Annotated in this window: 23 protein-coding genes; 9 read left to right on the top strand and 14 right to left on the bottom strand. The window is 58.1% G+C overall.

Features of this window, described 5'->3' with window-relative positions; all coding sequences use genetic code 11:
* Positions 1–28 precede the first annotated feature (28 nt).
* Both ACTM86_RS06880 and ACTM86_RS06875 read right to left on the bottom strand, forming a co-directional pair.
* Positions 29–4,387 carry a hypothetical protein gene (locus ACTM86_RS06880; RefSeq protein WP_441016479.1) on the bottom strand — a complete coding sequence of 1,453 codons (4,359 nt, stop codon included), beginning with the start codon at positions 4,385–4,387 and terminating at the stop codon, positions 29–31.
* 155 nt (positions 4,388–4,542) lie between these two features.
* A complete protein-coding gene (locus ACTM86_RS06875) occupies positions 4,543–5,547 on the bottom strand; it encodes a helix-turn-helix domain-containing protein (RefSeq protein ID WP_441032577.1) in 1,005 nt (334 codons plus the stop codon).
* A gap of 297 nt (positions 5,548–5,844) precedes the next feature.
* Here ACTM86_RS06875 and guaA point away from each other — a divergent pair, with 297 nt between their 5' ends.
* The 3 genes from guaA to ACTM86_RS06860 all read left to right on the top strand — a co-directional run bounded on the left by guaA (position 5,845) and on the right by ACTM86_RS06860 (position 11,185).
* Positions 5,845–6,825: a glutamine-hydrolyzing GMP synthase gene (gene guaA, locus ACTM86_RS06870; RefSeq protein WP_427794284.1), complete on the top strand. Its 981-nt coding sequence runs from the start codon at positions 5,845–5,847 to the stop codon at positions 6,823–6,825.
* 278 nt (positions 6,826–7,103) lie between these two features.
* Entirely contained in the window at positions 7,104–7,688 is a 585-nt protein-coding gene (locus ACTM86_RS06865) for a DUF5714 domain-containing protein (protein ID WP_441016483.1), read from the top strand.
* A gap of 242 nt (positions 7,689–7,930) precedes the next feature.
* Positions 7,931–11,185, top strand: a complete 3,255-nt coding sequence (locus ACTM86_RS06860; RefSeq protein ID WP_441016485.1) for an ABC transporter ATP-binding protein/permease — start codon at positions 7,931–7,933, stop codon at positions 11,183–11,185.
* 439 nt (positions 11,186–11,624) lie between these two features.
* Here ACTM86_RS06860 and ACTM86_RS06855 read toward each other — a convergent pair whose 3' ends face one another.
* Positions 11,625–12,284: a hypothetical protein gene (locus ACTM86_RS06855; protein ID WP_441016488.1), complete on the bottom strand. Its 660-nt coding sequence runs from the start codon at positions 12,282–12,284 to the stop codon at positions 11,625–11,627.
* Between the two features lie 348 nt (positions 12,285–12,632).
* On the opposite strand from ACTM86_RS06855, the gene ACTM86_RS06850 reads away from it, so the two are divergent.
* Positions 12,633–13,586 carry a tRNA dihydrouridine synthase gene (locus tag ACTM86_RS06850; protein ID WP_441036927.1) on the top strand — a complete coding sequence of 318 codons (954 nt, stop codon included), beginning with the start codon at positions 12,633–12,635 and terminating at the stop codon, positions 13,584–13,586.
* Positions 13,587–13,730: 144 nt separating this feature from the next.
* Here ACTM86_RS06850 and ACTM86_RS06845 read toward each other — a convergent pair whose 3' ends face one another.
* The 5 genes from ACTM86_RS06845 to ACTM86_RS06825 all read right to left on the bottom strand — a co-directional run bounded on the left by ACTM86_RS06845 (position 13,731) and on the right by ACTM86_RS06825 (position 17,034).
* Positions 13,731–13,997: a ribbon-helix-helix protein, CopG family gene (locus ACTM86_RS06845; protein WP_154516940.1), complete on the bottom strand. Its 267-nt coding sequence runs from the start codon at positions 13,995–13,997 to the stop codon at positions 13,731–13,733.
* Between the two features lie 8 nt (positions 13,998–14,005).
* On the bottom strand, positions 14,006–14,272 hold the full coding sequence (locus ACTM86_RS06840) for a hypothetical protein (protein WP_154516943.1): 267 nt from the start codon (positions 14,270–14,272) through the stop codon (positions 14,006–14,008).
* A 57-nt stretch (positions 14,273–14,329) separates the two neighbouring features.
* Positions 14,330–15,616 carry a hypothetical protein gene (locus tag ACTM86_RS06835; RefSeq protein WP_441016494.1) on the bottom strand — a complete coding sequence of 429 codons (1,287 nt, stop codon included), beginning with the start codon at positions 15,614–15,616 and terminating at the stop codon, positions 14,330–14,332.
* A gap of 293 nt (positions 15,617–15,909) precedes the next feature.
* Positions 15,910–16,155 (bottom strand): glutaredoxin family protein, encoded by a 246-nt coding sequence (locus ACTM86_RS06830; protein WP_427728367.1) that lies wholly within the window; start codon positions 16,153–16,155, stop codon positions 15,910–15,912.
* A 51-nt stretch (positions 16,156–16,206) separates the two neighbouring features.
* Entirely contained in the window at positions 16,207–17,034 is an 828-nt protein-coding gene (locus tag ACTM86_RS06825) for a TipAS antibiotic-recognition domain-containing protein (RefSeq protein WP_154516952.1), read from the bottom strand.
* 189 nt (positions 17,035–17,223) lie between these two features.
* On the opposite strand from ACTM86_RS06825, the gene ACTM86_RS06820 reads away from it, so the two are divergent.
* Positions 17,224–17,913, top strand: coding sequence for a TrmO family methyltransferase domain-containing protein (locus tag ACTM86_RS06820; RefSeq protein WP_441016568.1), 690 nt, complete (start codon positions 17,224–17,226; stop codon positions 17,911–17,913).
* A 112-nt stretch (positions 17,914–18,025) separates the two neighbouring features.
* The gene (locus tag ACTM86_RS06815; protein WP_441016497.1) at positions 18,026–19,237 is read left to right on the top strand and encodes a MalY/PatB family protein; all 1,212 of its coding nucleotides are present in this window, start codon (positions 18,026–18,028) and stop codon (positions 19,235–19,237) included.
* Positions 19,238–19,333: 96 nt separating this feature from the next.
* Here the strand turns inward: ACTM86_RS06815 and ACTM86_RS06810 are convergent, their stop codons facing one another.
* Positions 19,334–19,813, bottom strand: coding sequence for a pyridoxamine 5'-phosphate oxidase family protein (locus ACTM86_RS06810; RefSeq protein ID WP_441016500.1), 480 nt, complete (start codon positions 19,811–19,813; stop codon positions 19,334–19,336).
* Positions 19,814–20,068: 255 nt separating this feature from the next.
* Here ACTM86_RS06810 and ACTM86_RS06805 point away from each other — a divergent pair, with 255 nt between their 5' ends.
* The 3 genes from ACTM86_RS06805 to ACTM86_RS06795 all read left to right on the top strand — a co-directional run bounded on the left by ACTM86_RS06805 (position 20,069) and on the right by ACTM86_RS06795 (position 22,494).
* Positions 20,069–20,494: a potassium channel family protein gene (locus ACTM86_RS06805; protein WP_154516963.1), complete on the top strand. Its 426-nt coding sequence runs from the start codon at positions 20,069–20,071 to the stop codon at positions 20,492–20,494.
* A gap of 36 nt (positions 20,495–20,530) precedes the next feature.
* Positions 20,531–21,064 carry a TIGR00730 family Rossman fold protein gene (locus ACTM86_RS06800; protein ID WP_427719368.1) on the top strand — a complete coding sequence of 178 codons (534 nt, stop codon included), beginning with the start codon at positions 20,531–20,533 and terminating at the stop codon, positions 21,062–21,064.
* Positions 21,065–21,189: 125 nt separating this feature from the next.
* Complete coding sequence (locus ACTM86_RS06795; protein WP_441016503.1) at positions 21,190–22,494, top strand: chloride channel protein; 1,305 nt, start codon at positions 21,190–21,192, stop codon at positions 22,492–22,494.
* Between the two features lie 83 nt (positions 22,495–22,577).
* Here the strand turns inward: ACTM86_RS06795 and ACTM86_RS06790 are convergent, their stop codons facing one another.
* From ACTM86_RS06790 to ACTM86_RS06770, 5 genes are all read right to left on the bottom strand, one after another.
* Positions 22,578–23,243, bottom strand: coding sequence for an SAM-dependent methyltransferase (locus ACTM86_RS06790; protein ID WP_441016506.1), 666 nt, complete (start codon positions 23,241–23,243; stop codon positions 22,578–22,580).
* Positions 23,244–23,572: 329 nt separating this feature from the next.
* Positions 23,573–24,448, bottom strand: a complete 876-nt coding sequence (locus ACTM86_RS06785) for an EamA family transporter (RefSeq protein WP_441016509.1) — start codon at positions 24,446–24,448, stop codon at positions 23,573–23,575.
* A 449-nt stretch (positions 24,449–24,897) separates the two neighbouring features.
* The gene (locus ACTM86_RS06780) at positions 24,898–25,596 is read right to left on the bottom strand and encodes an ABC-2 transporter permease (RefSeq protein WP_441016512.1); all 699 of its coding nucleotides are present in this window, start codon (positions 25,594–25,596) and stop codon (positions 24,898–24,900) included.
* Positions 25,593–26,474: an ABC transporter ATP-binding protein gene (locus tag ACTM86_RS06775; RefSeq protein ID WP_441016515.1), complete on the bottom strand. Its 882-nt coding sequence runs from the start codon at positions 26,472–26,474 to the stop codon at positions 25,593–25,595. Before ACTM86_RS06775 ends, ACTM86_RS06780 begins: the two co-directional genes overlap by 4 nt.
* 23 nt (positions 26,475–26,497) lie before the next feature.
* Complete coding sequence (locus tag ACTM86_RS06770) at positions 26,498–26,878, bottom strand: GntR family transcriptional regulator (RefSeq protein WP_441016518.1); 381 nt, start codon at positions 26,876–26,878, stop codon at positions 26,498–26,500.
* Positions 26,879–26,990: the final 112 nt, after the last annotated feature.

Raw genomic sequence — 26,990 nt, 5'->3', positions numbered from 1 at the left:
CGGCGTCTCTCATAAAAGTAACTAGGAGCTAGCGGGGCCTATCCGAATTGACCTCATTGGCGGTATCGGCTTCGAGCGCCGTGCGGCGGGCGCTGTAGGCGACGAGGCCGGCGCCTGCCACGGCGAGTGCTGCAGCGGCTGCCGTAAGGGGAGCGCATGTATCGCCCGTGCCCGCAAGTGCGCCCGCTTTTCCGGGGCGCTTGCTATTGTTGTGGTCCTTGCCGCTGCTGGAGCTGCTTCCACCGGAGCCGCCGCCCTTGTCAGTACCGCCGCCACTCGAGCCGCCACCGTCGTCCGCCGTCATCGGTGCATCGTGAAGCCCCGTCGTATCCGCGCTGTCGCATAAGCCGACCTGAACTTCGGAGCGTTCGCATGCCGCGTCGGGCACATGAAGCTCGTGCAGTACGGCACCCAGCGCCGAGTTTGCACCCGGTCGAATTTCCTCGAGCGTTACGGGATCGAGCGCCACCAGATTATGCGCCTTCGCATACAGCGTTACGCGTTTGCCCACATCGTCGCTCCAACTCTCGGGGATGGCAAAGCTCATGCGGAACTGTGCCGTGCAACCCGGTGCCAGCACGGCGTTGCCGTTGTCGGCTACCAGCGGGTGCGTTGCAAAACGTGCGCCCAGCGTCTCGAGCGCGTACTTCACGTGTGCCATGTCTTGGGCCGAAGCATCCTCGGCAAGCTCTGGATCGTAGATCGAAACCATGCGTGCGTTCAGTCCGAATCCGATGGATGCGCTGGAGAACGGCTGGCTGGAGCCCTCTCGGTACAGATCGATCGTGCCGGCGGTCAGCAAGGTGTTGCCGTCGTTTCGCACCGTGACCATGAAGGATTCGCCTGCTGCTCCGGGTACCACCGCGCCCGAGGTAGCGACCGCGCCCGTCGGAGTGGCACACGCCACCAAGGGCACTTCGATGCCGTGCAGCTCTGCCTCACTCTTCTCCGCGCTCACAATGTGCGTGGCGAGTGCGGAGAGCATGCCTCCCGACGTCAAAAATGTCGTTATCTGATCGACGGGATGGTCCAGCTCGCACATCACGAACGGCTCCGTGAACAGATCGCCTGCCAAGGTGCTGGCGAAGATGCGGAAGTGCTTGCCCATCACTGCTACCGGGTTGCCTTCTTCGTCGTAGGTTTGTCCCACCTTGCCATCGGTGTTCTCTACATAGAGCACGCACCTGCCGTTGTTGCTTACGCTAAACGATGCCGGGCCACAGCCTGCGGCACCCACGGGCTGCGTTGCAAATGCCGATGCGCCTCGCGTCCAAGTAATATGCTGCAGTTGCTCGTTGACGGTTGCCAAAAAGCCCGAATGTTGTGGCCATGGCACCGCATGAGGTACCGTGGCGTCTGGTGACATAACGTCCCAGCACGCAATGGACTGGCCGATCACGGCGTACGATGCGCAGCCGCAACCGTCTGCGGTCTCGTACGCAACGGACACCACCATTTTGCCGTTGATATTCTCGGGCTTGCCCAGCTCGATACTCGACGGTGCTTGCGGAAAGCGGAGGACCTGACGGAACGTGAGACTGTCGCCCAAATCATCCGACCACAAGGTAAAGCATTCCAGCGCAACCTCGGCCTCGCTGCCGAGCGCCTTTTCTGCGGTGGTTCCGCGGCGGTGGAGGTAGGCACCCGACAGGCGCCCGTCGACGAGCGTCTTGCCCACCGTGATACGCGGGCACTGCAGACAATGGTAGCCATCCTCCTGAAGGCGGCCGCGCGAGATGCTGCGCCACGACGTATACGACACCACGCGAACTTCGCTATTACTTATGCGCAGGCGCACGACGGACAGTATGCCGGCTGTGCTTGCCGTATCGAAAAGGGTGTTGTCACCTGCGGGGCGCTCGCCCGAGATCAGCAGCACGTAGGCGTCCTGGTTTCCTCTTCCGTCCGTATATTCCACCACGTCGAAGTCGTAATCGAATATGCCGTCGCGCTCCACGTCGCCCTCGCCAAACCCAAGGGGAAAGTCCACGGGAGTGGGAGCGGACCACGTGCCGTTTGCCTTTGTGTGCACCACCAGGCGCGAGCGGCCATTGTCGCCGTAGCGCACCGAGGCGATACGGAACAGACATTCTACGCCGGCAATCATTGCCAGCTTCATGTGAGCTTCGCTGAGCACGCCAGCAAACAGCACGTTGTCGCTCGAGGGTTTTATGCCGCCACGCTCGTCCTCCGATACACCAGCAGAATTGGCGTTGGGGTCCGCAACGGCGTTCGTCGCCTGCCCGATATAGGTGTACTCATACATCGGCGCGGCGTTTTCTATCAGTGTATGGACGAAATGCTCGATCTGTCCCGTGTCGTCGCTTTCTGCATCCGCCTCGAGCTTAATGCGCGTGACCGCTTGATTCCAATCGCGCACGACAGGCGCGACGTTTACGGCAGTGGCCTTAACCTCGGCGCGTGCGAGCAGCTCGGCGTTGGTGACGATGGTGGCCGATGCGATAAATTGCGGCACGCCGCCTGCCTCGGCGTTGCCGGCCGTGCCGAAGCGGGCATCCAACGTGTAAGGCGTATCTCCACCCAATGCGAGCTCAGAGCGCTGGAGCACATACTGGTTGCCATTGTTCACCGACATATTCCACGAATCGAGGAGTGTGGGCCACGACCCCGACCAAGCCTTGGTGGTCCACTTGAACATTACGAACTGGAGTATCACATCGACATCGACGTCTGCACCTACGCGCAGTCGCGGAAGCTGGTGTCCATCTGCCTTCTCGTACCCAATGAACAGCGTGAGGGATGCGGCGCCGCGCACGGCAGACGAAGCGACGCCTGCAACGCCGGCGCCAAAGGTGACGGCAAGCCCGATCTGGATGGTGAACGAGCCCGAGGTGTTTGAATAGTCGAGCGAAATGTTTTTAAAAAACGCCGCGCCGCTGCCGTGCGTGTGGGCACCCACGGCGAGCGCCAGCTTCGCCAGCACCCAGGGGTTGACGTTTAGGAAAAACGGCACCGGTCCTAGGGTAAACTGCTCGGTCCAATTGAGGTCGGTTCTTACCTGGAAGAGGGCCTTAATATTGCCAAATGCGGGGTCGTTGTTGTCACCCCAGGTTTTGCCCACCCAGTCGTAGGCGAGCGATCCGTACAGCTGTGTGGCGATATTCATCGTAAAACGCGGCGTGCAGTGGTGACGAAGCAGCTTAGTGTTCCTTGGATCGGTGCCCGAACCGGCACTCATACTTTTGTACTGATTCCACTTCCCCTCCATCTCGTCGAGGTAGCGGTTTGCCTGCTTGGCGCCCGACTCGCGCGGTGACTTCTTCCAGTATTCCGGATCCGGATTGCCCGAATCGTTCATGTAGCCGACCGGTTTGTATCCTCCGCCAAACAGCACGTATCCGGCAAAAGAGAAATCGAACAAAATGGGGAACGAGGGCATCCAGCACGTGAACTTATTGCCGCCGATGCCGGGAAACGCCGCCGGGAAATCAAACGGAGTAATCTCTTGGTCCATGGTGGTGGGGACGATAGTGGTCGAGCCCGATTCTGCCTTTGCGGCCGGCGCGGTGACAACGGCCATGGGGGAGGAGAGTGTATAGGTCTTGCCCTGATAGTCGAGGACAAAGCGCAGCTTGCATCCTTCCTCCAGAAGGCCCGAAGCTGCATCGAGGAACGTGTCTTCGAGTGTGAACGTTGCCAGATTATCCGAACCCGATGCACTGGCCTTGACTTGGCCAATTTGCGTGACGGTTTCGGATGAGCTGCTCGTGGCGGGCATTACCTTGTTGATGCACAGCGTTGCCTGTCCACCCTGTGGCAGATGTGCCTGCACGGTAAAGGCGTGCGTGTCGGGTTGGTCGTTTCCGGCGTCGTCCTTCGGCAGTGCCATGAACGTGGCGTCGGCGTACTGGATGTCCCACTCGTCGAACGTAAGCTGGCGAAAGTACGGCTCACCGTCGGAAAGCGGACGTGTGGGCGCGGTAATGGCGGTGCCGCCCTGGATGCGCGTGAGGGGGATCTCGACATCACGGTAGCCCGCCATGCTGATGGAGATGCCACCGTTAAAGTCGTACGCGTCGAGAAGCGTTGCCTCGTCCACGTAGCCTTCCGAAAGCGGCGCGACCTCAAAGATGGCCGTGCCCTCGTCGTCGGTAGTGGCGGAGAGCTGCTTGCCCGCGGCATAACGCGACGCGAGCGTGACCTGGGCTCCCTTGATGGGCATATTCTTGTTGGCGACGTCGACCACGACCACACCAAACATGGTGCGCGAGAGAACGAGCACCTTGAAGGGGTCTTCTTCGTCGGCATAGGCCTCGGTGGGGGCGAATGGCAGTATGAAGGCGTTTGCGCTGCTCGGCACGCGAGGCAGCATGATGCCTGCCAGCGAGGATGCTCCGGCGATAAGTAGCGAACGACGATCAAGCATTTTGGGCTCCCATCCCGCAAATATCGGAGGAAATAATCCTATTTTGCGAGAAGGTGCCCCGTGGCGGTAGTGCCGTTCAAGGGTCAAAATGTCCAAATTGATCGAGCGAAGCGCCGGGTTCCGGAACGCGTTCGATGCGCTTGGCAGCCCGGTCGCTAACGCAACATATGCGCGACCAGCTCGGCGCGAGTTCCGATACCAAGCTTGGCATACACTCCTGATAGGCGGTTTTTAACAGTGCCCGGCGATACTTCCATGTGGCGTGCGATTTCGGCGTTGGTCCATCCGCGGCAGGCGAGCATGGCCATGGTGAACTCCGTGGTCGTTAAATCGTCGGCCACGTCCTCGCCCGAATCGGGGTTGTGGATGCGCCGCCAGCCGTAGCTAAATCGATACGTAATCTCGATGATGCGTGCGAAATCGTCAGGGTATTGCGCTTTTAGGCACGCCTCGATGAGCCCCTGTAAAAGGCCGTGGTGCTCGCCAATGAGCTCGATAAGGCCGTCGGGGCGCGCAATGTCCCAAGCGGCTCCGAAATGTGCCTTTGCGGCGTCGATGTCCTTGAGGCTCATGCATGCCATGGAAGCCGCCAGGTGCAGGAACAGTTCCGAGATGGGATAGCTTCCCTGTTTCATGATCAGGGCATTTTCCACCATGCCCAGGCTGCGGCCGTATTCGCCGCGCAGATACAAGGCGTGCGCCATCACGTAGCTGGCGAACAGGCGCAGGCCTTCGGGCAAATGCGCCGCAAGCGGATAAAACTCTTCGGCGGAATACGGGGAAGGCAAGTGCAGCAGGACGCTCGCGGCCGAGGTGAACAGGATGTGCATGGCGTGGACGGCAGGCGATTCCTCGTCGGCCGGCGTATCGAGGATGCCAGTAAGGCACCGGCGGGCATCGGCGATACGGTTGAGCGACAGACTGGCGTATCCGCAGATAAAGCATGCGGAATAGCGCAGTGCGGGGTCGGTGGCGTCAAGATAGGGGCGCGCCGTCTTGGCAGCGAGGGTGGCCTGTCCGCGAAAGTACAGCGCTTCTGCCGTGGCAATGGCGCGCGAATCGGGGTCGGAAATGCCTGCAACCGCAGCGTCAATCTGCCCCGGCACAAAGGCGGTGCACATCAACGGCATGGGAACGCATGGGTAGCCATCGCAGTCCATCTTCCATCTCCCAACAGCTGGCAACAATAGCAGCAATTGTACTCCTGTTACTCGGGACTGGAATTTGCGGGTATGGCATACGATTACGCAGAACGTATAAAGGAAGAGTCTATTGGCGATGCTGCCAAGGTGGCTACCGAAGCCTAGCTGAGCTCGACAGTAGGAAAAATTGCCACCCCTGCAAAAAGCTTTGTCGCAGCGATGGGAAACACATCTTGTTCTGCATATAATGAGGTCATATGACGGTGCGTTTGCATACGTGTGACGCATTCCCATCGAACCGAAAAGGAGCTTTGCATGGATTCCAACAAGCGTCCCGACGACATGGTGCGTATCACCACTTCCGAACTTGCCCAGGTGTTCATCGATGAGCAGGTCGCTGCAATCCGCGAGCAGATCGGCGACAAGAAGGTCCTGCTGGCCCTTTCCGGTGGTGTCGACAGTTCGGTTGTCGCGGCCCTGCTCATCAAGGCCATCGGCAAGCAGCTTATCTGCGTGCACGTGAACCACGGCCTGATGCGTAAGGGCGAGAGCGAGCAAGTCGTCGACGTCTTCAAGAACCAGATGGACGCCAACCTGGTCTATGTGGACGCGACCGATCGCTTCTTGGATAAGCTCGTGGACGTCGAGGAGCCCGAGGCCAAGCGCAAAATCATCGGCGCCGAGTTCATTCGCGTGTTCGAGGAGGAGGCCCGCAAGGTTGGCGACGAGGTCAGTTTCCTCGCCCAGGGAACCATCTACCCCGACATCCTGGAGTCCCAGGATGGCGTGAAGGCCCACCACAACGTGGGTGGCCTGCCCGAGGACCTGCAGTTTGAGCTTTGCGAGCCCGTCAAGCTGCTGTACAAGGACGAGGTCCGCGTCGTGGGCCGCGAGCTCGGTCTGCCCGAGAACATGGTCGAGCGTCAGCCGTTCCCCGGTCCCGGCCTGGGCGTCCGCTGCCTTGGTGCCATCACCCGCGACCGTCTTGAGGCGCTGCGCGAAGCCGACGCCATCGTGCGCGAGGAGATCGACAAGGCAGGTCTGACCATCTGGCAGTACTTCGCCGTGGTGCCCGACTTCCGTGCCACCGGCGTGCGCGAGGGCAAGCGCGCCTACGACTGGCCCTGCATCATCCGCTGCATCAACACCGTCGACGTGATGACCGCCGAGGTGCCTGAGCTCGACTGGGCACTGCTCAAGCGTATTACCGCTCGCGTCACAGCCGAGGTTCCCGGCATCTGCCGTGTGTGCTACGACCTCACGCCCAAGCCCGTCGGCACCGTTGAGTGGGAGTAAGCTTTTTGGGCTGCTTTGATCATAGTTCCATGAATGGGGAGGCCTCGCGCGATTGCGCGGGCCTTCTTTTTCGAAAAGAGCTGCCGTCGTGGTGTTGCCACTGTCCATCGTGCTTGTCATCGCCTCTGGTGTTGCTCCTGAGCAGGGCTGGTTTGCGACGAGAACTAGCAGGGCTTGTTGGCGGCACGAGCGAAGCAGGTTGTTTCGCATTGAGCGCGCCGGGCAGAAGAAGGCCATAATGGAGTGTGCGCACAATTTGTTTTAGAGGAGGATGCCGCATGGCAAAAGACGAACAAACAGGCTGGATTGTTGAGATGCTCATGGCCAGTGTGTCGGTGACGCCCACGGCTCTTTTGGAAGAGGTTATGGCAGATGAGCGCTGCGTGGCTTTTGGCCCCATCCACCATTTTATTGTGGGCGCGGTGCTGCTTGCGTGCTGGCGCAACGCCGAAGCATCTGGGGAGCGAGATGCGATGCTCAAAGACGATCTTGCCGATTTGATGTCTCGTTCGGATTGTGTGCCGGGGGCGACGTGTGCCCGCTGGGGCGTGTGCGGGGCAGCCGCGTCTGCGGGCATGGCATATGCAATCGTGCGCGGCAATGCGCCGCTGCGCAGTGAAGGCTGGCAGGAGGGGCAGCTTATGGTTTCGGAGCTGCTTGCCGCCATCGCGCGCTCGGGAAGCCCACGGTGCTGCAAGCGAGATGCGCGCGTGGCGATTCGTGAGGCCGTTTCGTTTTTTAACGCGCTCGGCGGACCACAGCTTAAAGCATGGGAGAAGACGCCAACCTGCGATAGCTATGCGGTCAATACAGTGTGCATGGGCGAAAAGTGTCCGTATCATCCGTCCTATATCATCCAATAGGGAATCGGGTGCCCCAATAAGGGTTGGGCAGATGTGACAAAGTGACAGTTCCTTTGTCACATTATCGACAGTATACGCGGGATGGTGTGCCACGCGGCGTGCCGTCCCGTTCGTTTTTTGGTGCGGTTTGTTACATTCCTCACTGGCGCCGGTAAAAAATGGGGATAGAGTAGGACAAACGCGTCGAATACGAACGGCGGGGGAGAGCGGGCAAGGTGCCTGCGCAGGAGAGGTTGCCGTCCATGCTGGAGCTCAAAGGAATTTGCAAAAGGTACGTTACGCAGTCGTTTACGCAGGTGGCGCTCGACAGCGTGAGCCTGTCTTTTCGGGATAACGAGTTTGTGGCCATTCTGGGGCCCTCGGGTTCGGGTAAGACCACGATGCTCAACGTTATCGGCGGACTCGACCACTTTGACTCGGGTGACCTGCTGATCGACGGTATTTCGACCAAGGACTTTCACGATCGCGATTGGGATGCCTATCGCAACAACCGCATCGGCTTTGTGTTCCAAAGCTATAACCTCATTCCGCATCAGACCATTTTGGAAAACGTGGAGCTAGCGCTTGCGCTCACGGGCGTGGGGCACGCCGAGCGCCGCCAACGTGCGCGCAAGGCGCTCGAGGCCGTTGGTCTGGGCGAGCACGTGAACAAGCGCCCGAGTCAGCTTTCGGGTGGACAGATGCAGCGCGTGGCCATCGCCCGCGCCCTGATTAATGATCCCGAGATTGTGCTGGCAGACGAGCCGACTGGTGCCTTGGATTCCACAACGTCCGTGCAGGTCATGGACTTGCTCAAGGACGTCGCGCGCGACCGTCTGGTTATCATGGTCACGCATAATCCCGATCTGGCGTACGAGTACGCCACGCGCATCGTCAACCTGGCGGACGGCAAGATTACCGACGATTCTGATCCTTTCGATGTCGCTGACGCCACGCGCCGCGAGGCCAAGCCTACGCGCAAAACCTCGATGAGCTTTGTGACGGCGCTGGGGCTTTCTGCCCGAAACCTTATGACCAAGAAGGGCCGTACGGCCATGACGGCCTTTGCGGGCTCGATTGGCATTATTGGCATCGCGGCGATTTTGGCGCTGTCCAATGGCGTAAACGGCTACATCAAAAAGGTCGAGGAGGATACGCTTTCGAGCTACCCGCTTACCATTTCCAAGCAGGATTACGACCTGTCGTCCATGATGGGCGAACAGGGGGCCACGGATGACGATACGTCCAAGAACGAGGGTTCGTTCGACGACGGCACCGACGGCAAGGCTCAGGGAACCAAAAAGATTCCCGTGGTCACGGCCGTAAAGGATATGTTTGCAAGTGTTAAGTCCAACGATATGACGAGCTTTAAGGCATGGCTCGATGCCGGCGGCGACGGTATCGACAAAGAGGTCAATGCCATCCAGTACGGTTACGGCGTGACGCCGGTTGTCTATCGTGCCGGCAAGGGCGATGAGAAGCCTGTCCGGCTGGTGCCCAACGCTATGACCGAGGCCATGAGCGGTGGTGCGAGCTCGGCGGCAACGGTGAGCATGGACTCCATGGGGACCTCGGTCTTCAACGAGATGATCGACGATCAGAGTCTGCTCGACAGCCAGTACGATGTCGTCGCCGGCCATTGGCCTACGTCTGCTCACGAAGCCGTAATGGTGCTTTCGAGCCGTGGAACGGTTGGCGACTATACGCTTTACAGCATCGGTGCGCTGGATATCGATGAGCTCAACGACCTGGTGAACAGTGCCATGGCCGCCGACGGTAAGATTGAGACGCCTGAGAGCGGCGCCGACTTTACTTACGACGATGCGCTGTCCACGACGTTTAAGGTGTTGTCGCCGGCCGATGCTTATCGCAAAAACGAAGAGACCGGCATGTGGACTGACATGTCCGGCGACGCCGACTTTATGACGGCCAAGGTTGCCGACGGTATTGACGTGCACATTGTGGGCGTGGTGCGACCTAACGAGACGGCCAATGCGAGCGCGTTGTCTCCGGGCATTGCCTATACGCATGCGTTGACTCGCCAGCTTATGGAGCGCGCCGCCAATTCGCAGATCGTGCAAGAGCAACTTGCCCATCCCGAGACGGATGTCTTTACGGGCAAAACTTTCGACGAACTGCAAGGCGAGGCCAAGCAAGGCGTGGATCTGGGCAGTATGTTCAGCGTGGACGAGGCGGCGCTCAAGAGCGCGTTCTCGTTCGATGCGTCTGCACTCTCGGGTGCTGCCGGTGGCATGGATCTTTCGGGCATCGATTTGTCGGGCCTGGATATTGACCTTTCGGGTGTTGGCAAAGACATCGACTTAAGCGACATCATGGCCAAAGCGCCGACCCCCGATTTTTCGGGCATCTTTGACGGTCTGGAGCTCACGCCCGAGCAAATGCAACAGGTGGGAACGCTTGCCAACCAACTATTTGAGGGCTTTTTGCAGTCTGATCAGTTTAGGGCGCTGTCACCCGAAGATCTCAAAGACGCGTCAAAGCTTGCTGCCGCATTCTCGGCGTATCTCGAGAACGATGTTGTGGCGCAGCAGTGCCTGGCACAGCTCAAGGCGCTCGGCGGCGATGCCCTGGTCGAGCGCCTGCAACAGGCGATGACCGACTATGTCCAAAATCAGTTGGCTCCGTATCTGCAGCAGGCTATGGATCAGGTGATGAAGGCGATCAGCGAGCAGGTGGCAACGACCATGTCGACCCAGCTCAAGGCCGGCGCGGCAGGGCTCATGGACCAGATGGTGACGCAGATGTCTTCGAGTTTTGCCAACCTGGCGAGCGCCATGCGCGTGGATGCGAGCGCCTTTGCTCGTGCCATCCACTTCAACATGGACGCCGAGGACCTGAGCTCGCTCATGATGAGCTATGCCAAGGCGTCGAAGCTCACCTACGACAACAATCTGACCACGTTGGGCTACGCGGATGAAGCGGATCCCATCTCGGTCAAGATTTTCCCGCGTGACTTTGAGGCCAAGGAGCGCGTACTCGACCATATCGATGCGTACAACAAGCAGGTCAAAGCCGCCGGCCACGACGAGCAGGCAATCTCGTACACCGACTACATGGGCATCATCATGGGCTCGGTGACTGATATCGTGAATACCATCAGCTTGGTGCTCATCGCGTTCGTGAGCATCAGCCTGGTGGTGAGTTCCATCATGATCGGCATCATCACCTACATCAGCGTGCTGGAGCGCAAAAAGGAGATTGGCATCCTGCGCGCGATCGGCGCGTCGAAGCGCAACGTGGCCAACGTATTCAATGCCGAGACCTTTATCGAGGGCCTCATTGCCGGTGTCTTTGCCATTGTCGTTGTGGTGCTCGTGAGTTTTCCGGTTAATGCCTGGGCGCTTGCTGCCAAACAGGTACCCAATCTGATGAGCCTGCCCGTGCAGGATGCGCTGGCGCTCATTGCAATTTCGGTGCTGCTGACGGTCGTTGCCGGCCTGCTGCCGGCCCGCAGCGCATCCAAAAAAGACCCCGTGGAAGCCCTGCGCTCCGAATAATGTGACAAAGGGACTGTCCCTTTGTCACATTGAGTGACATGTAAATCGAGGTCTAATACTTTTCCCGAGAAGTGAACGAGTCAAAATGGACCCCCGAAGCATCGACACTTATTGAAGGCGGTTTCCTGCGGTTTTGCCAGCCAAATCCTGCGGGTTTGGCGTCTAAGAATGTCGATGCTTCGGGGGTCCAAATACAGCCGTTCACTTCTCGGGAAAAGTATTAGACCTTGAGATATAGACGGCGTTTGCGAGCGTCAATTAGAGCGTAAGTTGCTAGTCCTCCTTTGCGGAGAGCATGAGGCTAATTTCCGGATGGGTGTACTTGTCGAACTCTTCTTTGGGCTCGGTGTCAAAGGTGTAGTACGACTTGATAGATTCGTCCTCCGTCTTGATGCTGATTTCTTCATATAGGGATCAGGCTAAAAATGCCTGTTTAAATTCATCCGACAGGCTGCATGGCGTGAGGAGGCCCGGTGTGGCAACGGAAATGCCTAACCCGTTGAGCGGGGGCGCATAGTGTCGCGATATCCTGCTCGCTGCAGGCGAGGTTGTATGCAAGGCTTGCCTCGGGGTCGATCTGACTGGTGTAATCGACGTCCGTGAGCATGCCATCTGCATCGAAAGAAAGGTAGACATAGGCTGCTTGAGCGCCGAGGTCATTATCACGCAGATAGCCGATAATGCGGTAGCCGTAGTCGTGATACGACTCGTATGGGTCGTCTGCCGCGACGCGTTTGCACACGGGCTCCAAGGCATCTTGCGCGGCGAGCATGCCGGCGACCTCCGCGGAGCGGTCTTTGTTGGTTTGGGCTACTGCAAGTCTGCTCTGTAGCTCCTTCCACTGTTTGCCCTGCATTCCAAAGCGCGGCGCAAGAGCGCAATAGCAAAAGATGATGAGTTCGATTGCGGTGAGTGCAATGGCGGTATATATGCCCGCGGGTTGGAATTCCTTTTGGTGGAACGCGATATCGTTGATCATTTGGAGCGGCAACATCAACAGGCATGCTACGAACGACATGACGAGTGCGGTCGCTGCGATCTTGGGGTACGTGCAGTACCGCTGGATGCGTTTCTTTTCTTGCTCGGTGAGCAGCTGCATGGGGCCTCGACTCTCATCGTTTTTCGAGGGCGATGCGCATACGCTCTTGAGTATGTGAGTGGAGGGTGTCTGTTGTTCAGACATGGCGGTCAGCAGCGTGCTGTTGGTGATCGATTGATCGCGAACGTCCTCTTTTGGACAAGGAAAAAGTGGCGAGTGAGGGAGCTGCTGTGGGGCGGCCCTGCTTGCTGTTTGCGGGCGCCATTCACCTTCGTTGCACAGGGATGGTCGGAGGGCTGGCTGACATCAAGTAGCCGCCTCCGCCTTGTGGGCCGCCTCGGGGACAAGGCATAATGCATGTGACAAAGGGGCGGTTCCTTTGCCGCATTGATTTGAGAGTAGATGTTGATGATTCTATCGTTGGCCCCCATGGAGGGGATTACCGGGCATGTGTTCCGTCGCGTGCATGCGGAGTGCTTCGGTGCGCTCGACTGCTATTACACGCCGTTTTTGCCGCCGCCGCGGGTGGGCAACCGCTTTGGCGGCAAGGCGTTTAAGGAAATCGATCCGGCTAACAACCAAGGGCTTAACGTGGTGCCTCAGCTGATGTCTAAGAACGCGGACGAGTTTGTGTGGGCGGCACAGGTGCTCGCCGACATGGGCTACCGCGAGGTTAATCTCAACCTTGGCTGCCCCTCGGGTACGGTTGTTGCCAAGGGTAAAGGATCGGGCTTCTTGCGCAACCTCGATGGGCTCGAGGTGTTCTTGCTTGATGTGTGCGAGCGATCGCCGTTGCCGGTGTCGGTAAAAACCAGGCTGGGGCTGGAGAGCGACGACGAATACGAGCGCGTGCTCGATCTGTATTGTCGCATGCCGCTGGCAGAGTTGATCGTGCATCCGCGCGTACAGAAGGATCGCTATACGGGCTCGCCGCGCAAAGAGTTTTATGGCGAGACGCTGGAACGGGCACCGTTTCCGGTGGCATACAACGGCGATATTTTTGATCTTGAGGACATGGAGGCGCTGGTGGAGGCCTATCCCGGTACACGCCATGTGATGCTGGGGCGTGGCTTGCTTGCGAACCCCGCGTTGGCTCGCATGGTCAAGGGCGGCCCTGCTGCCACGGCAGCCGAACTGCAGCGCTTCCACGACACGCTGTTTGCAGCATATGCAGAAGAGATTGGCGGCAACGCGGTCTTTCGCATGAAGGAGTGGTGGTTCTACGCTAAATGCGCCTTCGCCGATCCTGCTACCGTTCACAAGCTCGTACGCAAGACTAAAAAGGTCGACGAATACCGCGCCGCCGTCGATCGCGTCTTTCGCGAGCAGCCACTTGCGCCCATAGCCCGCTTCCACGGTTAGCTAGTCATTGGGGACGTTCTTTAACGGCTAGTCATTTAAGAACGTCCCCAATGACTATGTTGCAAAAGCTGTACGTCAGCATCCAAAGATATCGAAAAATGTCGACTTTGGATGCTGGCGTACATGTTTGGATTCGGTGGGGGACTAGGCAATCATTGCGTCAAGGGTAATGAGTTCTCTGAGTCGCTCTGTGCGTGTTTGCCCATGGCGCTTTGCCTTCTCGTCAAACGCTTCAAGAACCGATTCACCCACACGTGCCGATAAAACAACGCTTGGCTCATCAGAGATCGACGGCCTTCCCAGCTTGATGGTGCGACCCTTCGGCCACTCATCTTTTTCGTATGCCTCCGCGGCTTTCTCCAACTCTCCGGGGGCAAATCCGATCATCTTTTCGAGTTGCTTAGCGTCCATAGCGCCTCCTATCGATCGATCCCGATTTCCCTGAGCACCTTGCGCGTAGGAGGGACAAGGGCGTGGTAAATGATATAGCCATCTCGATTGGAGCAATATCGAGCGATGAGCTCCATGAGACGGCTTCTTCCATCAAGTCCAACGAGAACGTAATCGATACCTCCGTTTTCAAGATCACGCCTGAACCATGCAAAAGCGGAGTTCCAGGCGCAGGTGATATCCGTCTCCGTCAGCCCGTGTTTGAGGGCGTGGGGGTGGATTGCGATGAGCTCCATAAGGGCCTCTCTTTTTGTATACAGTTTTGTAAACAAAAATGCAAGCAGTTAATAGGCTTAAGCGACTTGTTTTGATTGGACTTTTCGATGTAAAGCCGACATCGGAGGCTCCACTACTCCTTCGCTTTTTAGTTCGGTATGTGAACGTCCGTTGAACTCCCAGAGGGGAGCGTTTTCATAGATTATCGAGAGGAGCTTGGAGACTTCGGCTGTTTTCTTGCGTTCGTAAAACTCGGGCCGTACGACAATCAATAAGAAAGCTGCGTCTTCGGTAATTTGCTGTGCTGTCGGCATACCGTTGAGTCCAACGGAACGCAAAAGCTTTGTCATGATGAAATCGAACTCATCTTCTCTTGCATGGAGATCGGATGCCTTAATCTCAGGGTCTCTCAGGACGTACTGCTTGAGTCGTTCGACAGATCGACTGCACTTTATATGCCCGCAGATGACTTCGTCATAACTGAGCCTTTTGATTGGGAGACGTTCGTGACCGGCGAAGATGGCTGCCACTCTGATGCCAACGCGCCGTTCGCGCAGCGCGCGCATCTCACCGGTGTATTCGCTGCGTCGTTCATATTTTCGATAGGAGTATCCGTAGTCATCGTAGTAATAAGGGGCTTCATCGACAGCGTCATCGAGCTCAGGCGCTATGAGATAGAGTTTTCCATCTCTGGATATGACGCAGGGATTGTCGATTTGCCCCGATTCGTTCCTGATTTGCCAAATAGTTTCATTTATCTCAAATCTCGAGACTGGATTGGGGGCACAGGAGTTGTAGAGCTCAATAAGTTCATCGAGTGAAATGATTCCACAGGCATCTGTGTAGGCGCGGGCGAAGCGCCGTACTTCTTGATTTGATTCAAGCACACGGCGCTCCCAAGCATCCAAAACGTCCTGCGGACTTCGATAGCGGGCATGACGATCGATGCGCGATGCGCTCCAACGGTTATCAGCGGCAACGTTCATCAGATCCAAGCGCAGATCTTTGTCGGCGATGCGAGCGAGCGACTGATAGTGTTCTAGATCAAGCTCCGGTCGAAAACTCATGTCTTCCGGAACAGTTCGTGCGAGCTTTATGCAACGCTTGAGATAGGTCGGGCCCAGGCTTGGGCTAAAGTGCTGCTTGAGGTGGCAAGCGATGGGCGAGAGTAGGCCATTTAGATTGGAAATGGGGTATCCGGCAATCTCTTGCTCGAGACGGCGCCCGATGAGCAGAGCCCCTTCCGAAGAGGCCTCATGGTCGGTGCCTTTCTGGCCGAGGTGTTTGGCCTCGACAATCCTGCTGATATCCGAGCAGGTGTTTGAAATAATGTCGGGTGAAAGGGTTGGTATCTTTTTTGCCATAGCGATGCGCTCCTGTGTGACTCACGGAAAAGAAACAGTCTGATTGTGAGTGCCGTTCTTTGATGGCGACGGCGAACAGGAGCGCAGCCTGTCTGAGATGGGCGAGTGCGGTAACCACCGATCTTACTTACCGAGCTCGCTCCAGCGTGTCATTGGGGACCTCCGCAGGAGCTCTCGACCAGTCTCATGCCTTGGGATGAGTATAACACAGAGAGCAAACATATGTTCTATATATTTGAGAAACCGAAGCCCTACCCACTCATTTAAGAACGTCCCCAACGAGTACTCGCACGCTAGAGCAGGTTCTCCTGTACCCATGCGATGATGTCGCTCGATTCGTAGAGTGGTTTGCCGTCGATGAACAGACAGGGAACCTGGCGTTTTCCGCCGACGGCGATGAGCGTCTGCTCGGCATCGGGGTCGGTCGAGATGTTGCGCTCAGGGATGGTCACACCGTTATCGGCAAGGAAACGCCTGACCTTCATGCAATACGGGCAGCCGGTCATAACGTACAGCGTGAGCTCATGATTAGTAGCCATAGGTCTCCAATCGGTTGAGGTTTTGATTGAAATACCCAAAGCCGCCGCGGTCTATGCATGAGCTGACGACGACTCGATGGCCTGTACCAGAAACGCCGTGGCTCCGGTGCCGCAGGGCTTGTCGTAGTAGTCGATAAAGCGCTGGTCAGCAAGATAGCCGTGGGCGAGGCCCAGGTATGCTTCGTCTTGGGGCTTATGCCCCCAGTTAAGGCCAATCCATCGACGGTGCATCGCGACAAGTTTGCGGGCCTCGCTTCCATCCGCATCGCCGTCGCCCATGGCAATCGAAAGCTGGCCCAGAATAGCGCGTTCAAGTTCCTTCATGTCGTTCCATGTCTCGGGGTCCATGTCCAGCAGTGCTTCGTTTGCTGCGTCGATCGCCTCGTCGCCATAGCGCGCCCGCGCCTCGGCGCCGTAGCGCTCCTCGTTTTCTTGCACGGAGCGCCAGCGCTCCAGTTGCGGCAGGACGGCGCCCATGAGCGAGACGGCTTCGTCGAGCGACATGCCGGTGTTTTGCGCCAGCCGCGGGGCACAATCCTCGATCATCGCCTCCATGGTGGTGTCGTAGGTGTACTTGCCGTGGTCGTAGCACCACTTGCAGTAATGGTCGGTCGTGGCGCCCACAGCATCGGTGCCGCAGTCGTCGGGTGTGAGTATCATGCCGCAGCTCTGGCAATAGTGCTCGGGCATTTCGAGCAGGTGGGACAGCGGTTCTCCGGTTACGGCGGCAATGAGCTTCATCATGTCGATGCCCGGGGTGACTTCGCCGCGTTCCCAACGGCTGACGGCTTGGCGTGTGACGAAGAGCTTGGCGGCGAGCTGCTCTTGGGTAAGGTGATGGGCGCGGCGAATGGCAATGAGCTTTTCTGCAAAGGCCATAGCGACTCCTTTCTGCTGGTTGATGGCTTAAGCATACGCGGCGGCCAGCTTCCTTCCAAGCAACCGTTGGTTGCACGAAGGGAGACCGCGGCGAAGAATTGCGCGCCGCACCCCACACCTCCATGCCGTACAATGACCGGCATGGAACCTATCGCACACATACATACCGACCTGCCGCAGTAGTTCGGCATTCCGCGCAACAGCTTTTTGGCGCCCCACCTGCAGGGACGCATCGTCTTTGAGCCGGAATTTGCCTCCAACGCAGCAGTTGAGGGTCTGGACTCCTTCTCTCACCTATGGCTGCTGTGGCGCTTCGAAAACGGAACGCCCGGCGGCGCGGCTAAGGATATAGCTGCCGATGCCAAGACGCAGGACAGGTCCGGCACCAACGTCAAGTGGTCGAAGACTGTGCGCCCGCCGCGTCTGGGCGGAGCCGAACGCGTGGGCGTGTTTGCCACGCGGAGTCCGTTTCGCCCCAATCCCATCGGTCTTACCTGCGTCAAGCTCAGCCGCGTTGAGCGCACCGACGACGGCCCCATCATCCATGTACTGGGGGCCGACCTGCGTGACGGCACGCCCATCTACGACATTAAGCCCTACATCCCGTTTGCGGACTGCCACCCGGATGCGACCGGCGGCTGGATTGAGGGTGCTCCGTGGCAAGAGCTCGATGTTGAGTTCCCGCAAGCGCTTCAAGACATGGTCCCGCCCGCAAAGCTCCCCGGCCTGGTCGAGGTTCTTCGCCAAGATCCGCGCCGCGCGGGCAGCAAGCACGAGCCAAACCGCGTTTACCACTTGGCTTACGCCGGACTCGACATATCGTTTACGGTTGACGGGGCCAGGTTGACGGTAACCGCCATCAACGACGCGCGAGACTAACCAGCCATTCGTCCTCACCCGTCAAATTAAGTGCCAAACCCCATGCCAAAATCGCCTACGCTGGTGGACAATAACGCCTACCGAATCATTCCGCTCTGCACGGGGGCTCAGCATGAAATACGACTTCACTTCAATCATCGACCGCCATGGCATGGACTCCATCGCCGTTGACTCTTGGGGTGAGATCCCCGGTATGGCTCCGAACGCACCCGACGAGGGCTTCGACCGCATTCCCATGTGGGTGGCGGACATGAACTTCGCCACGGTGCCTACAGTCCAGGAGCACATCATTCAGCGCGCCCAGCACCCCATGTTTGGTTACTTCAATCCGCGTTCCGAGTACTTCGACCGCATCATCGAATGGCAGAGCCGCCGTAATGGCGTCGAGGGCCTGGCGCCTGAGCATATCGGTTACGAAAACGGCGTGCTGGGCGGTGTCGTGTCGACGCTGCGCGCGTATGTCCAGCCGGGCGATGCGGTGTTGGTCCACAGCCCCACCTACATCGGCTTCACCAAGTCCATTGAGGCCGCGGGCTATCGCATTGTCCACAGCCCGCTTCAGCTCGACGACCAGAGCGTGTGGCGCATGGACTTTGAGGACATGGAGCGCAAACTCGCCCAAAACCACATCCATGCCGCAGTGTTCTGCTCGCCGCACAATCCCTGCGGCCGCGTATGGGAGCGCGACGAGATCGAGCGCGCCATGGACATTTATCGCGAGCACGATTGCGTGGTGATCTCGGACGAGATTTGGTCCGATATCATTCTGCCGGGACACAAGCACATCCCGACGCAGTCGGTGAGCGAGGATGCCCGCATGCGCACGGTTGCCCTCTATGCGCCGAGCAAGACGTTTAACCTGGCGGGTCTGGTCGGCAGCTACCACATTATCTACAACGAGACGCTGCGCGACCGCATGTGCGCTGTGTCTAACAAGACCCATTACAACGAGATGAATGTCCTTTCGATGCATGCGCTTATCGGTGCCTACCAACCGCAGGGGTACGAGTGGGTGGACGAACTCAACCAGGTGCTTGCCGACAATATCGAGTACTTCTGCGATTACGTGGACGAGCATTTTGAGGGCGTGTCCTATTCGCGTCCGCAGGGCACGTACATGGTGTTTCTGGACTGCACCGAGTGGTGCCGCGAGCATGGCCGCGATATTCAGTGGTTGCTCGACGAGGGGGCACGCGTGGGCGTGGGGTATCAGGATGGACGTCCGTTCCATGGCCCCTGCCACATTCGCGTGAATCTGGCGCTGCCGCTTTCGCGCGTAAGGGAAGCGTGCGACCGCCTAGATCGTTACGTTTTTGGGGTATAGGGGTCGCACGATTCGGGTACTGCGGCTTGCGCCCGTGTCGTCAACGTGCGTGGGCGCATAGGGCGCAGAGGGTTGCGAGCGCGTTTTCCACGTTTGCTACTTTTCTTGAATTTGCTTGCCGCAAAGGTGTTCGACCGTAATTTCATACAGCTGGACGCCCCTGATACTTTGCTTGATCTCCTCTTCGACCTCTTCGGCAGAAGGATAGTACTTGAGGGCAAACTGTCGGACTTTGTCTTCGACAAACGCCGGGTCATCGTTCACGAGGTGGCAACGGCCGAAAACCACGGTGCTCTGAACATAGGGTGCCCAGTCGTCGTCTTTGTACCAATCGTTGCCATAGACGGTAAAGCAGACTTTGTCGCTGCGTTTGAGTGCATCGACCTTATGCCCCGCCTTGGCTCCATGAAAGTAAATTTTGTCGTGCTCGGGGTCAAAGTAGTAGTTAACGGGAATGGCGTAAGGATAGCCGTCGTCTCCGTTGACGGCAAAAATGCCGCGTTTGCAATTAACAAGCAGCTCTCGTGCCTCTTGATCGGTGATAGCACGCTTCTTTCTACGAAGAGGTCTAAACATCGTGGGTTTCCTTTCTTTCCGCGTGCTGCGTGCACGGCGGTGGGTGGTATGTCTATATCAAGATACTAGTTCAGGCTGCGAGGCCGACGGGAACATCCTATTTGTCGCAGATTGAAACGCACTTTTTGTTGTGGAAGGATTGTCCCTCACAACTCGTCGTCTAGGGGCATTCTCGATGGCTGGTTCCGTTTGCGGGAGAGGCGTGGGACAATACCGACCAAAAGCGATTGCTTGTCCTGAAAAAAGGGGGTCTCGATGAAAAAGCTGAGGACGCTGGCCGATGTGTTGCGTCAAGCCGGTTTCGTGCGCATCACGGGCCTTTTTCTCGTCTTTTATCTTCTGTGTTCAATGGCTGTTTGGCTCTCTGAGCCAACAACTCTTACGTTTGGCGATGGCCTTTGGTTTAGCTTTGAGACCGTATCGACGATCGGCTTTGGCGACATTCCGGCCGAGACGCCGGTCGCCCGTGTCATCACGGTCGTCCTGAGCGTTATCAGCATTTTTTACATTGCCATGCTCACGGGCGTGGCGGTGAGCTACTGCAATATGCTCATCAAGATGCATCAAAAGGACACTATGGCGCGCTTTATGGATGATCTTGAGCATTTGGAAGAGCTTGATCGTGACGAGCTCGCCGATCTGTCGCGCCGCGTGCGCGAATATCGCCGGCGCCAGCGCTAAAACGGGCGCCGCGCGTCACGATGAGGGGGACTGAATTTGAATATCACCGTGTATCTGGGTGCCAGTATCGGCAATGACCCGGCGTTTCTGCCTGCGGTGCAGGAGCTGGGCAACTGGATTGGCGCCAACGGGCACGCGCTCGTGTACGGCGGATCCAAATCGGGCCTGATGGGCGCGCTCGCCGATAGCGTGCTTAATGCCGGCGGGCACGTGACGGGTGTGGAGCCGAGCTTTTTTATCGAGGCCGAGTTTCAACATGACGGTATCGACGACCTCATCGTGACGAGCGATATGGCGGAGCGTAAGGCAAAGATGATCGAGCTCGGCGATGCGTTCATTGCCTTTCCCGGTGGGACGGGCACGCTCGAGGAGATTGCCGAGGTTATGTCCGCGGTTTCGTTGGGGCACCTGAGTGCTCCGTGCATCCTGTATAACCTGGACGGTTACTACAACGACCTCAAGGCGCTGCTCGGACACATGATTGATAAGGGTTTATCAAGCCCACGGCGCCAGCAAGGCATTTACTTTGCCGAGGATCTGTACGAAATCGCATCAATTATCAACGGATAAGCCTTGAGCCTGTCCCGCTGCGGCCCCCGGTGGCTCCGTTTGCAGCGCAGACGGTTGGCTTGTCTGGGCCACACTCGCTCTACAATAAAACGTATCTATGTCGACTTTGACCGCGGGAGGACCCGATGGATAAGCTCACTAAACCCACAAACCGCGCGCTGTTTTTAGTTAGCGTTGCCGTGACCGGTGCGTTCGCAGGTGCCGCGGTCTGGCTGTTCTTTTTTGTGATGGAGCACGGCATCGACTATCTATGGACCGAGATTCCGCACGCACTGGGCGTCGCTTCGCCCGAGCTCGCCAGCGGCCCGTTTGGCTTTCTGCCGTACCCGTTTTTTGTCTGCCTGCTGGGCGGCCTGTTAATCGGTCTGTACGAAAAGATGACAGACACCAAGACCGATAACCTCAATCAGGTGATGGCTAAGGTCAAGCAAGATGGGCGCTACCCGTACGACAATCTGGGCAAGCTTTCGCTTGCGGCATTGCTGCCGCTGCTGTTTGGCGGAAGTATTGGACCGGAGGCCGGCCTGACCGGCGTTATCGCGGGCCTGTGCAGCTGGGTCGGCGACCGCATGCGTCGCTTTGGCGCCGAGTTTAGGGAGCTCACGCTGCTGGGTACCCAGGCTGCCCTGACGGCGCTCTTTACCGCGCCTGTCTTTGGCTTTGTGGCGCCGCTCGCCGGTAGCGCCGACGGCCAGGGCGAAGATGCCGACGATGAGTCCGCGTCCGACGAGATCACCATCAAGCTGCCCAAGGCGCAAAAGACCGTGGTCTACGGCATTGCGATTGCCGGCGGTCTGGGCACTTACCTGTTGCTTGGCCAGCTCGTGGGCGGCGGCATGGGCATGCCCAGGTTCGAGTCCGCCGAGGTGGGCAACCTGGAGCTTGCCTGGCTCATTCCGCTGGCGTTGCTCGGCACCGTTTGCGGTTGGCTGTACTTTGTCTCCGAGCACGCGAGCGAGGCGCTGTCCCATGCAATAGGGGAGCGTCCTGTCGTCAAGGCCATGATGGCCGGTCTGGCGCTCGCCATCTGTGGCACGCTCCTGCCCTACACCATGTTTGCCGGCGAGACCCAGGCCGATGTGCTCATGGAAACCTATCTGACCATTCCCGCCGGCGTGCTTATCGCGACCGGTCTTGTCAAGGCTATGCTGACCCCCGCCCTCATCAATATGGGCTGGCGTGGCGGTCATTTCTTCCCGGTTATCTTCTCGGGCGTAAGCCTGGGCTATGGCCTTGCCATCCTCACCGGCGCCGATCCGGTCTTTTGCGTCGCCGTCTGCACGGCATCGACGATGGGCGCCGTCATGCGCCAGCCTGTCATGGTTGTGGGCCTGCTGCTCATGTGCTTCCCGCTCAAGGGCATCGTCTGCATGATCATCGCCGCAGCCATCGCCGCCGGCATTCCGCTGCCCAAGCCGCTGCGCAAGTAGCATATTGCGCTTTGCGTTTGTTCAGAACTCGTTTTGAAGAAGCCGCGCGAGGCCATTTGTTTACGGCCTCGCGCGGCTAATGTTTAGAGCTTCCTCAGCACAATGGCGATGGTGTTGAGGTATTCGAGCGCACCGGCTTCAACGGCAGCGCGGTCGCCTGCTGCGTACTCGTTGTCGCAGGCGAGCCAGTCTTTCCATGCTTCGTCCGTGCAGAGCATAGGCTGCATCGAGACAATCTCGACGCCAGGGGTCGGCTCGATCATGGCGCGCCACCAGGCTATGTCGTGCATATAGTCGAGCTGCTCGGGTGTCCAGGATTTGAGCAGGCAAACGGGCAGGTTGTCGTGGCAGTCGCGAACCATGCCGGGGATGCTTAAGTAGAGCATCCCGCCTTGCTTTACGTAGGGGAGTAGGCGCTCACCCAGATAGTGTGGGTCACGGCCGTAGTAGTTGTACGAGTCGATACTTACGACCGCATCAAAATAGTCGTGCTCAAACGGCAGCCCCTGCGAGGCGTCTGCCTTAACAGGGTGAATCGTGTCGCGCGAGATACCGAGCGAATCGAAGAACGCACGGTTTTCGACGGGGTCGCTCCACAGATCGACAGCGTAGGTGTCAAACCCGTATTCGCGGGCGAGTAGGGCGCTGGTGATACCGGTGCCCGATCCAAGGTCGCAGACGCGGACGCCGCAGGGGATATGCACATCGCGAAGCAGCTCTTCGCAGAGCTTGAGGGGATTGGGGCCCATAATCTTAGAGCGTACGAGTGTCGCGCCGAAGCTAGTTGCTTTTGGGAAGGATTGAGATTCCTGGGTTTGCATTGTTCTTTCCTATCAGGTGCAAAAATGGCAGATGACGGAGGCGGAACGGCGCAACAAACCACGGCCGTTGGACGGCCGTTTTCGTGGTTCTATGCGATTGACCGTTCCCTAAAGAACAATGACCAAAAAGACATCCCCTTGGATGATCGAGACTGAGCCGAGGCCCGTGACGTTTATATTGTAAAACGTCACGGGCGTGCCGGGATATGCCGTTTGTCACGGATTTGCGAGCGTCTAGATCTCGCTTGGCATCGGCGCTATTTCCAAATCGCGAGCGCGGCAGTGCCCAGGACGATGAAGGCGAGACCGATGGCGCTGCGCCGTGAGAGTTTTTCGTTGAATGCCAGGCGCGCAAATAGTACCGATACGACAATCGATAGTTTGTCGATCTGCACCACGACGCTCACCTGGCCTGTGGCGATGGCGTAGTAGCACAGCAGCCACGATGCGCCAGTCGCAATGCCCGATGCCGCGAGAAATACGAGTTCGTAGCGGTCTACGTGCACGGCTTGGCCCATCTTGCCTTTAGCTGCCACGATTGCCCATGCCATAACCAGTACCACACAGGTACGGATTGCCGTGGCCAGGTTGGACTCGACGCCTTCGATGCCAACCTTGGCAAGGATGGACGTGAGCGCCGCGAACACGGCGGCGCCGAGGGCGTAACCGAGCCAGGTCCGGTCTTGCTGCCGCTCGGGTCCGGCAGACTGCTTCTTCTCGATCATTAAAAACGTGCCGAGGGTGATGACAGCGGTTCCCACGAGCTTAACCGCAAGGTTGCTCGTCTCGCCAAAAAGCACGATGGCGATCAGTGCAGCGAGTACGGTGCTCATCTTGTCGACCGGTACGACCTTATTGACGTCTCCGATGCCCAACGCCTTAAAGTAACAGATCCACGAAGCACCGGTAGCGAGTCCCGAGAGGACGAGAAAGAGCCAAGATCTGGGCTCGATGCTGCCGATGGTTCCAATGGATCCAGAAATGCCCGCCATTGCCCAGGCGAAAACGAGCACCACGCAGGTGCGAATGGCCGTCGCGACATCGGAGTCGGTCTGCTTGATGCCGCATTTGGCCAGGACTGATGTGACGCCGGCAAAGAAAGCCGACACAAATGCTGCTGCGACCCACGACACGGGTGAAATGCCTCCCCAAAGAACGACCGCGCCAGATTTACGGCGCTCGTCCGATGATACCGTCCCGCCATGAAGCTTTGATATCGCTGCGGTGAGACAGGGGCCATAGTTCGAGAGGGCATTTGGTTAAGGCTCGAATCGAAGGTGAATGGTTTTCCGCGAAGTGAACGAGTAAATCTGGACCCCTGGAACATGCACACTTTTTCGAACAAAATTGCAGGATTCTTAGACAAAAACCGCAGGAATTGAGTCCTTAAAAATGTCGATGCTACAGGGCACTGTTTTTACTCGTTCACTTCTCGGAAAAGTATTCACCTTCGATATGCTGACGGTGTCTTTTTGGTTGCCAAGAACTAGACGGCCTGCTGTGAAGGGCGGTGGTGACGCTATGCCGCCTCGTTTCATTGAAAAAATAAGCGGGGTACCACCTAAGCTTTTTTAGCCGTCGATTACAGATCGCGTACTCGATAAACCTTGGTGCTGACAGCGCAGCTGATTACACATAGTGCGAGCGCCAGTACTGCAGTTCCTGCACACAGACAGCCAAGAACGGCGGGATCGGGATCCGCCCCGGCAATCGACATGAGCCAGTTGCTGATGGGGTTGGAGGAGCTTAGCGTGGCCATGGCAAGGCATCCGAGCAGGGCAAACAGGCCAACGGATAGGCGCAGCGCCTCCATGTGCCCAAATCGAAAGAACAGCGGCTGCGCCAAGAATACCATCATGAGGGAGATAAGCATCGATGCTGCCGAGGCGATTGCGATTTCAAAGACCGTCTGTCCGGTCGAAGGAATGCCCGCGCTGTTGAAGAGCGGGATGGCGACGATACTCAAAAGCGTGGCGGCGCACGTCATGACGGCCGAGAAGACAACGATGCTCAGGTAGCGTGCGCAGATGATGTCTTTGCGCGTGAGGGGCAGCGTTGCCCGATAACGCTCCCATCCGTTTTGATTGTCGAAGCCTGCCAGTGAGCTCATGACCATGATAGGCGACATGGCGCTGAGCGCGCAGGCGCCGGCACTCATGCCGGAGTCGCCACCTGACGTGTTGGCGAGGGTCAGCACAACGAATATGAACAGGCCGACGCCCGCTATGCTTGGGACAAGCGTGCGAACGATGGCGAGCTCGGACATAAAGGCGCGTTTCATTTCGAAGCCCCTTTCAGCGTGAGGCGTAGATAATCGTCAATGGTTGCCCGATCGCAGGGAATCTCGGGGAAGGCCTCGAGCGTTTCGCGACGGTTGGGCACGAGCACGTCCACGCTATAAGCGTGGTGGGCGGCACGGGCGCCTTCGACGCAAGCCATAAGCTCGGCGGCCTGCGCTTGGGTACAGTGGGCGATGCCGGCGCGGTCGGTAATGTCCTCGCGCGGCAGGTCAAACACAATCGAGCCGTTATCGATGCAAATGATGCGGTCGGCAGCGCGATCGAGGTCGGACGTAATGTGACTCGAGAGCAGCACGCTGCGCTGGCCGTCGGAAACAAAGACGAGCAGCTCGTCGAGCAGCTCCTCGCGTGCCATGGGATCAAGACCCGCGGTGGCTTCGTCCAAAACGAGCAGCTTGGCCTTGTGGCTGAGCGCGCAGGCAAGCTGCAGCTTCATGCCCATGCCGCGGGAGAGGTCCTTGACCTTCGCCTTGGGATCCAAGCCAAATCGGTCGATGAGGCTGGCGAAGGTGTCGTGGCTCCAGGTGGGGTACGCCGGGCTTACGAGTGCCTCAACTTCGGTCACCTTGAGTGTGGAAGGGAAGGGGCATGTGTCCAGCACGAGGCCGACACGAGTGCGCAGACAACGCTGCACTTCACCGGGTACGTCGGCGCCACAGCACTGCCCAAACAGGTGCACCTCGCCGGCATCGAGCTTTATAAGCCCGAGCGCGGCGCGAATGGTCGTTGTTTTGCCAGCACCGTTTGCGCCCACAAAGCCAACAATCTGGCCGGGCTCCACGGCAAGCGTGACATCGCGTAGTGAAAAGCGGTCGCTTACAGCGCGTGAGATGCCTTTGAGTTCAAGCAAGTTTTGCATGGTATAGCCTTTCTTGCAGATGGCTACTGCATGGTTTCGGGGGCTACCAGGTCGAGCATTTCGTGCAGTTTGTCGCGCGTGACGCCCAAGGCTTCGGCTTGGCTCGCCGCTTTCGCAAGCAGGTCTTCGATATGGCAGAACTGGTTTTCGCGCAAGAGCTCCTGGTTGCCCTCGGCGACAAAACAGCCCTTGCCCTGCACGGTGCAGATAAACCCGAGTTGCTCTAGGTCGGCGTAGGCGCGCTTGGTGGTGATGACGCTCACACCCAGGTCGCTCGCGAGTGCACGGATGCTGGGGAGTTTGGCTCCCGCAGCGAGCGTGCCCGATAAGATCTGAGCTTTGACTTGCGAGGTTATCTGCTCGTAGATGGGCTTGTCGCTCGAATTGGATAGGATGATGTCCACAGCGGCTCCTTAGCTGTTGGGCTACACGTGTATATAACCGGTAAGCACAGTATATATACACTATGCACAGTTATGCAAGAGGTAAATAGGGATTGTCCGCTCGTTCATTCAT

The organism is Collinsella sp. HCP3S3_E11 (assembly GCF_052067375.1).
Lineage (GTDB): Bacteria > Actinomycetota > Coriobacteriia > Coriobacteriales > Coriobacteriaceae > Collinsella.
This window is presented reverse-complemented; position numbering and strand designations above follow the sequence as displayed.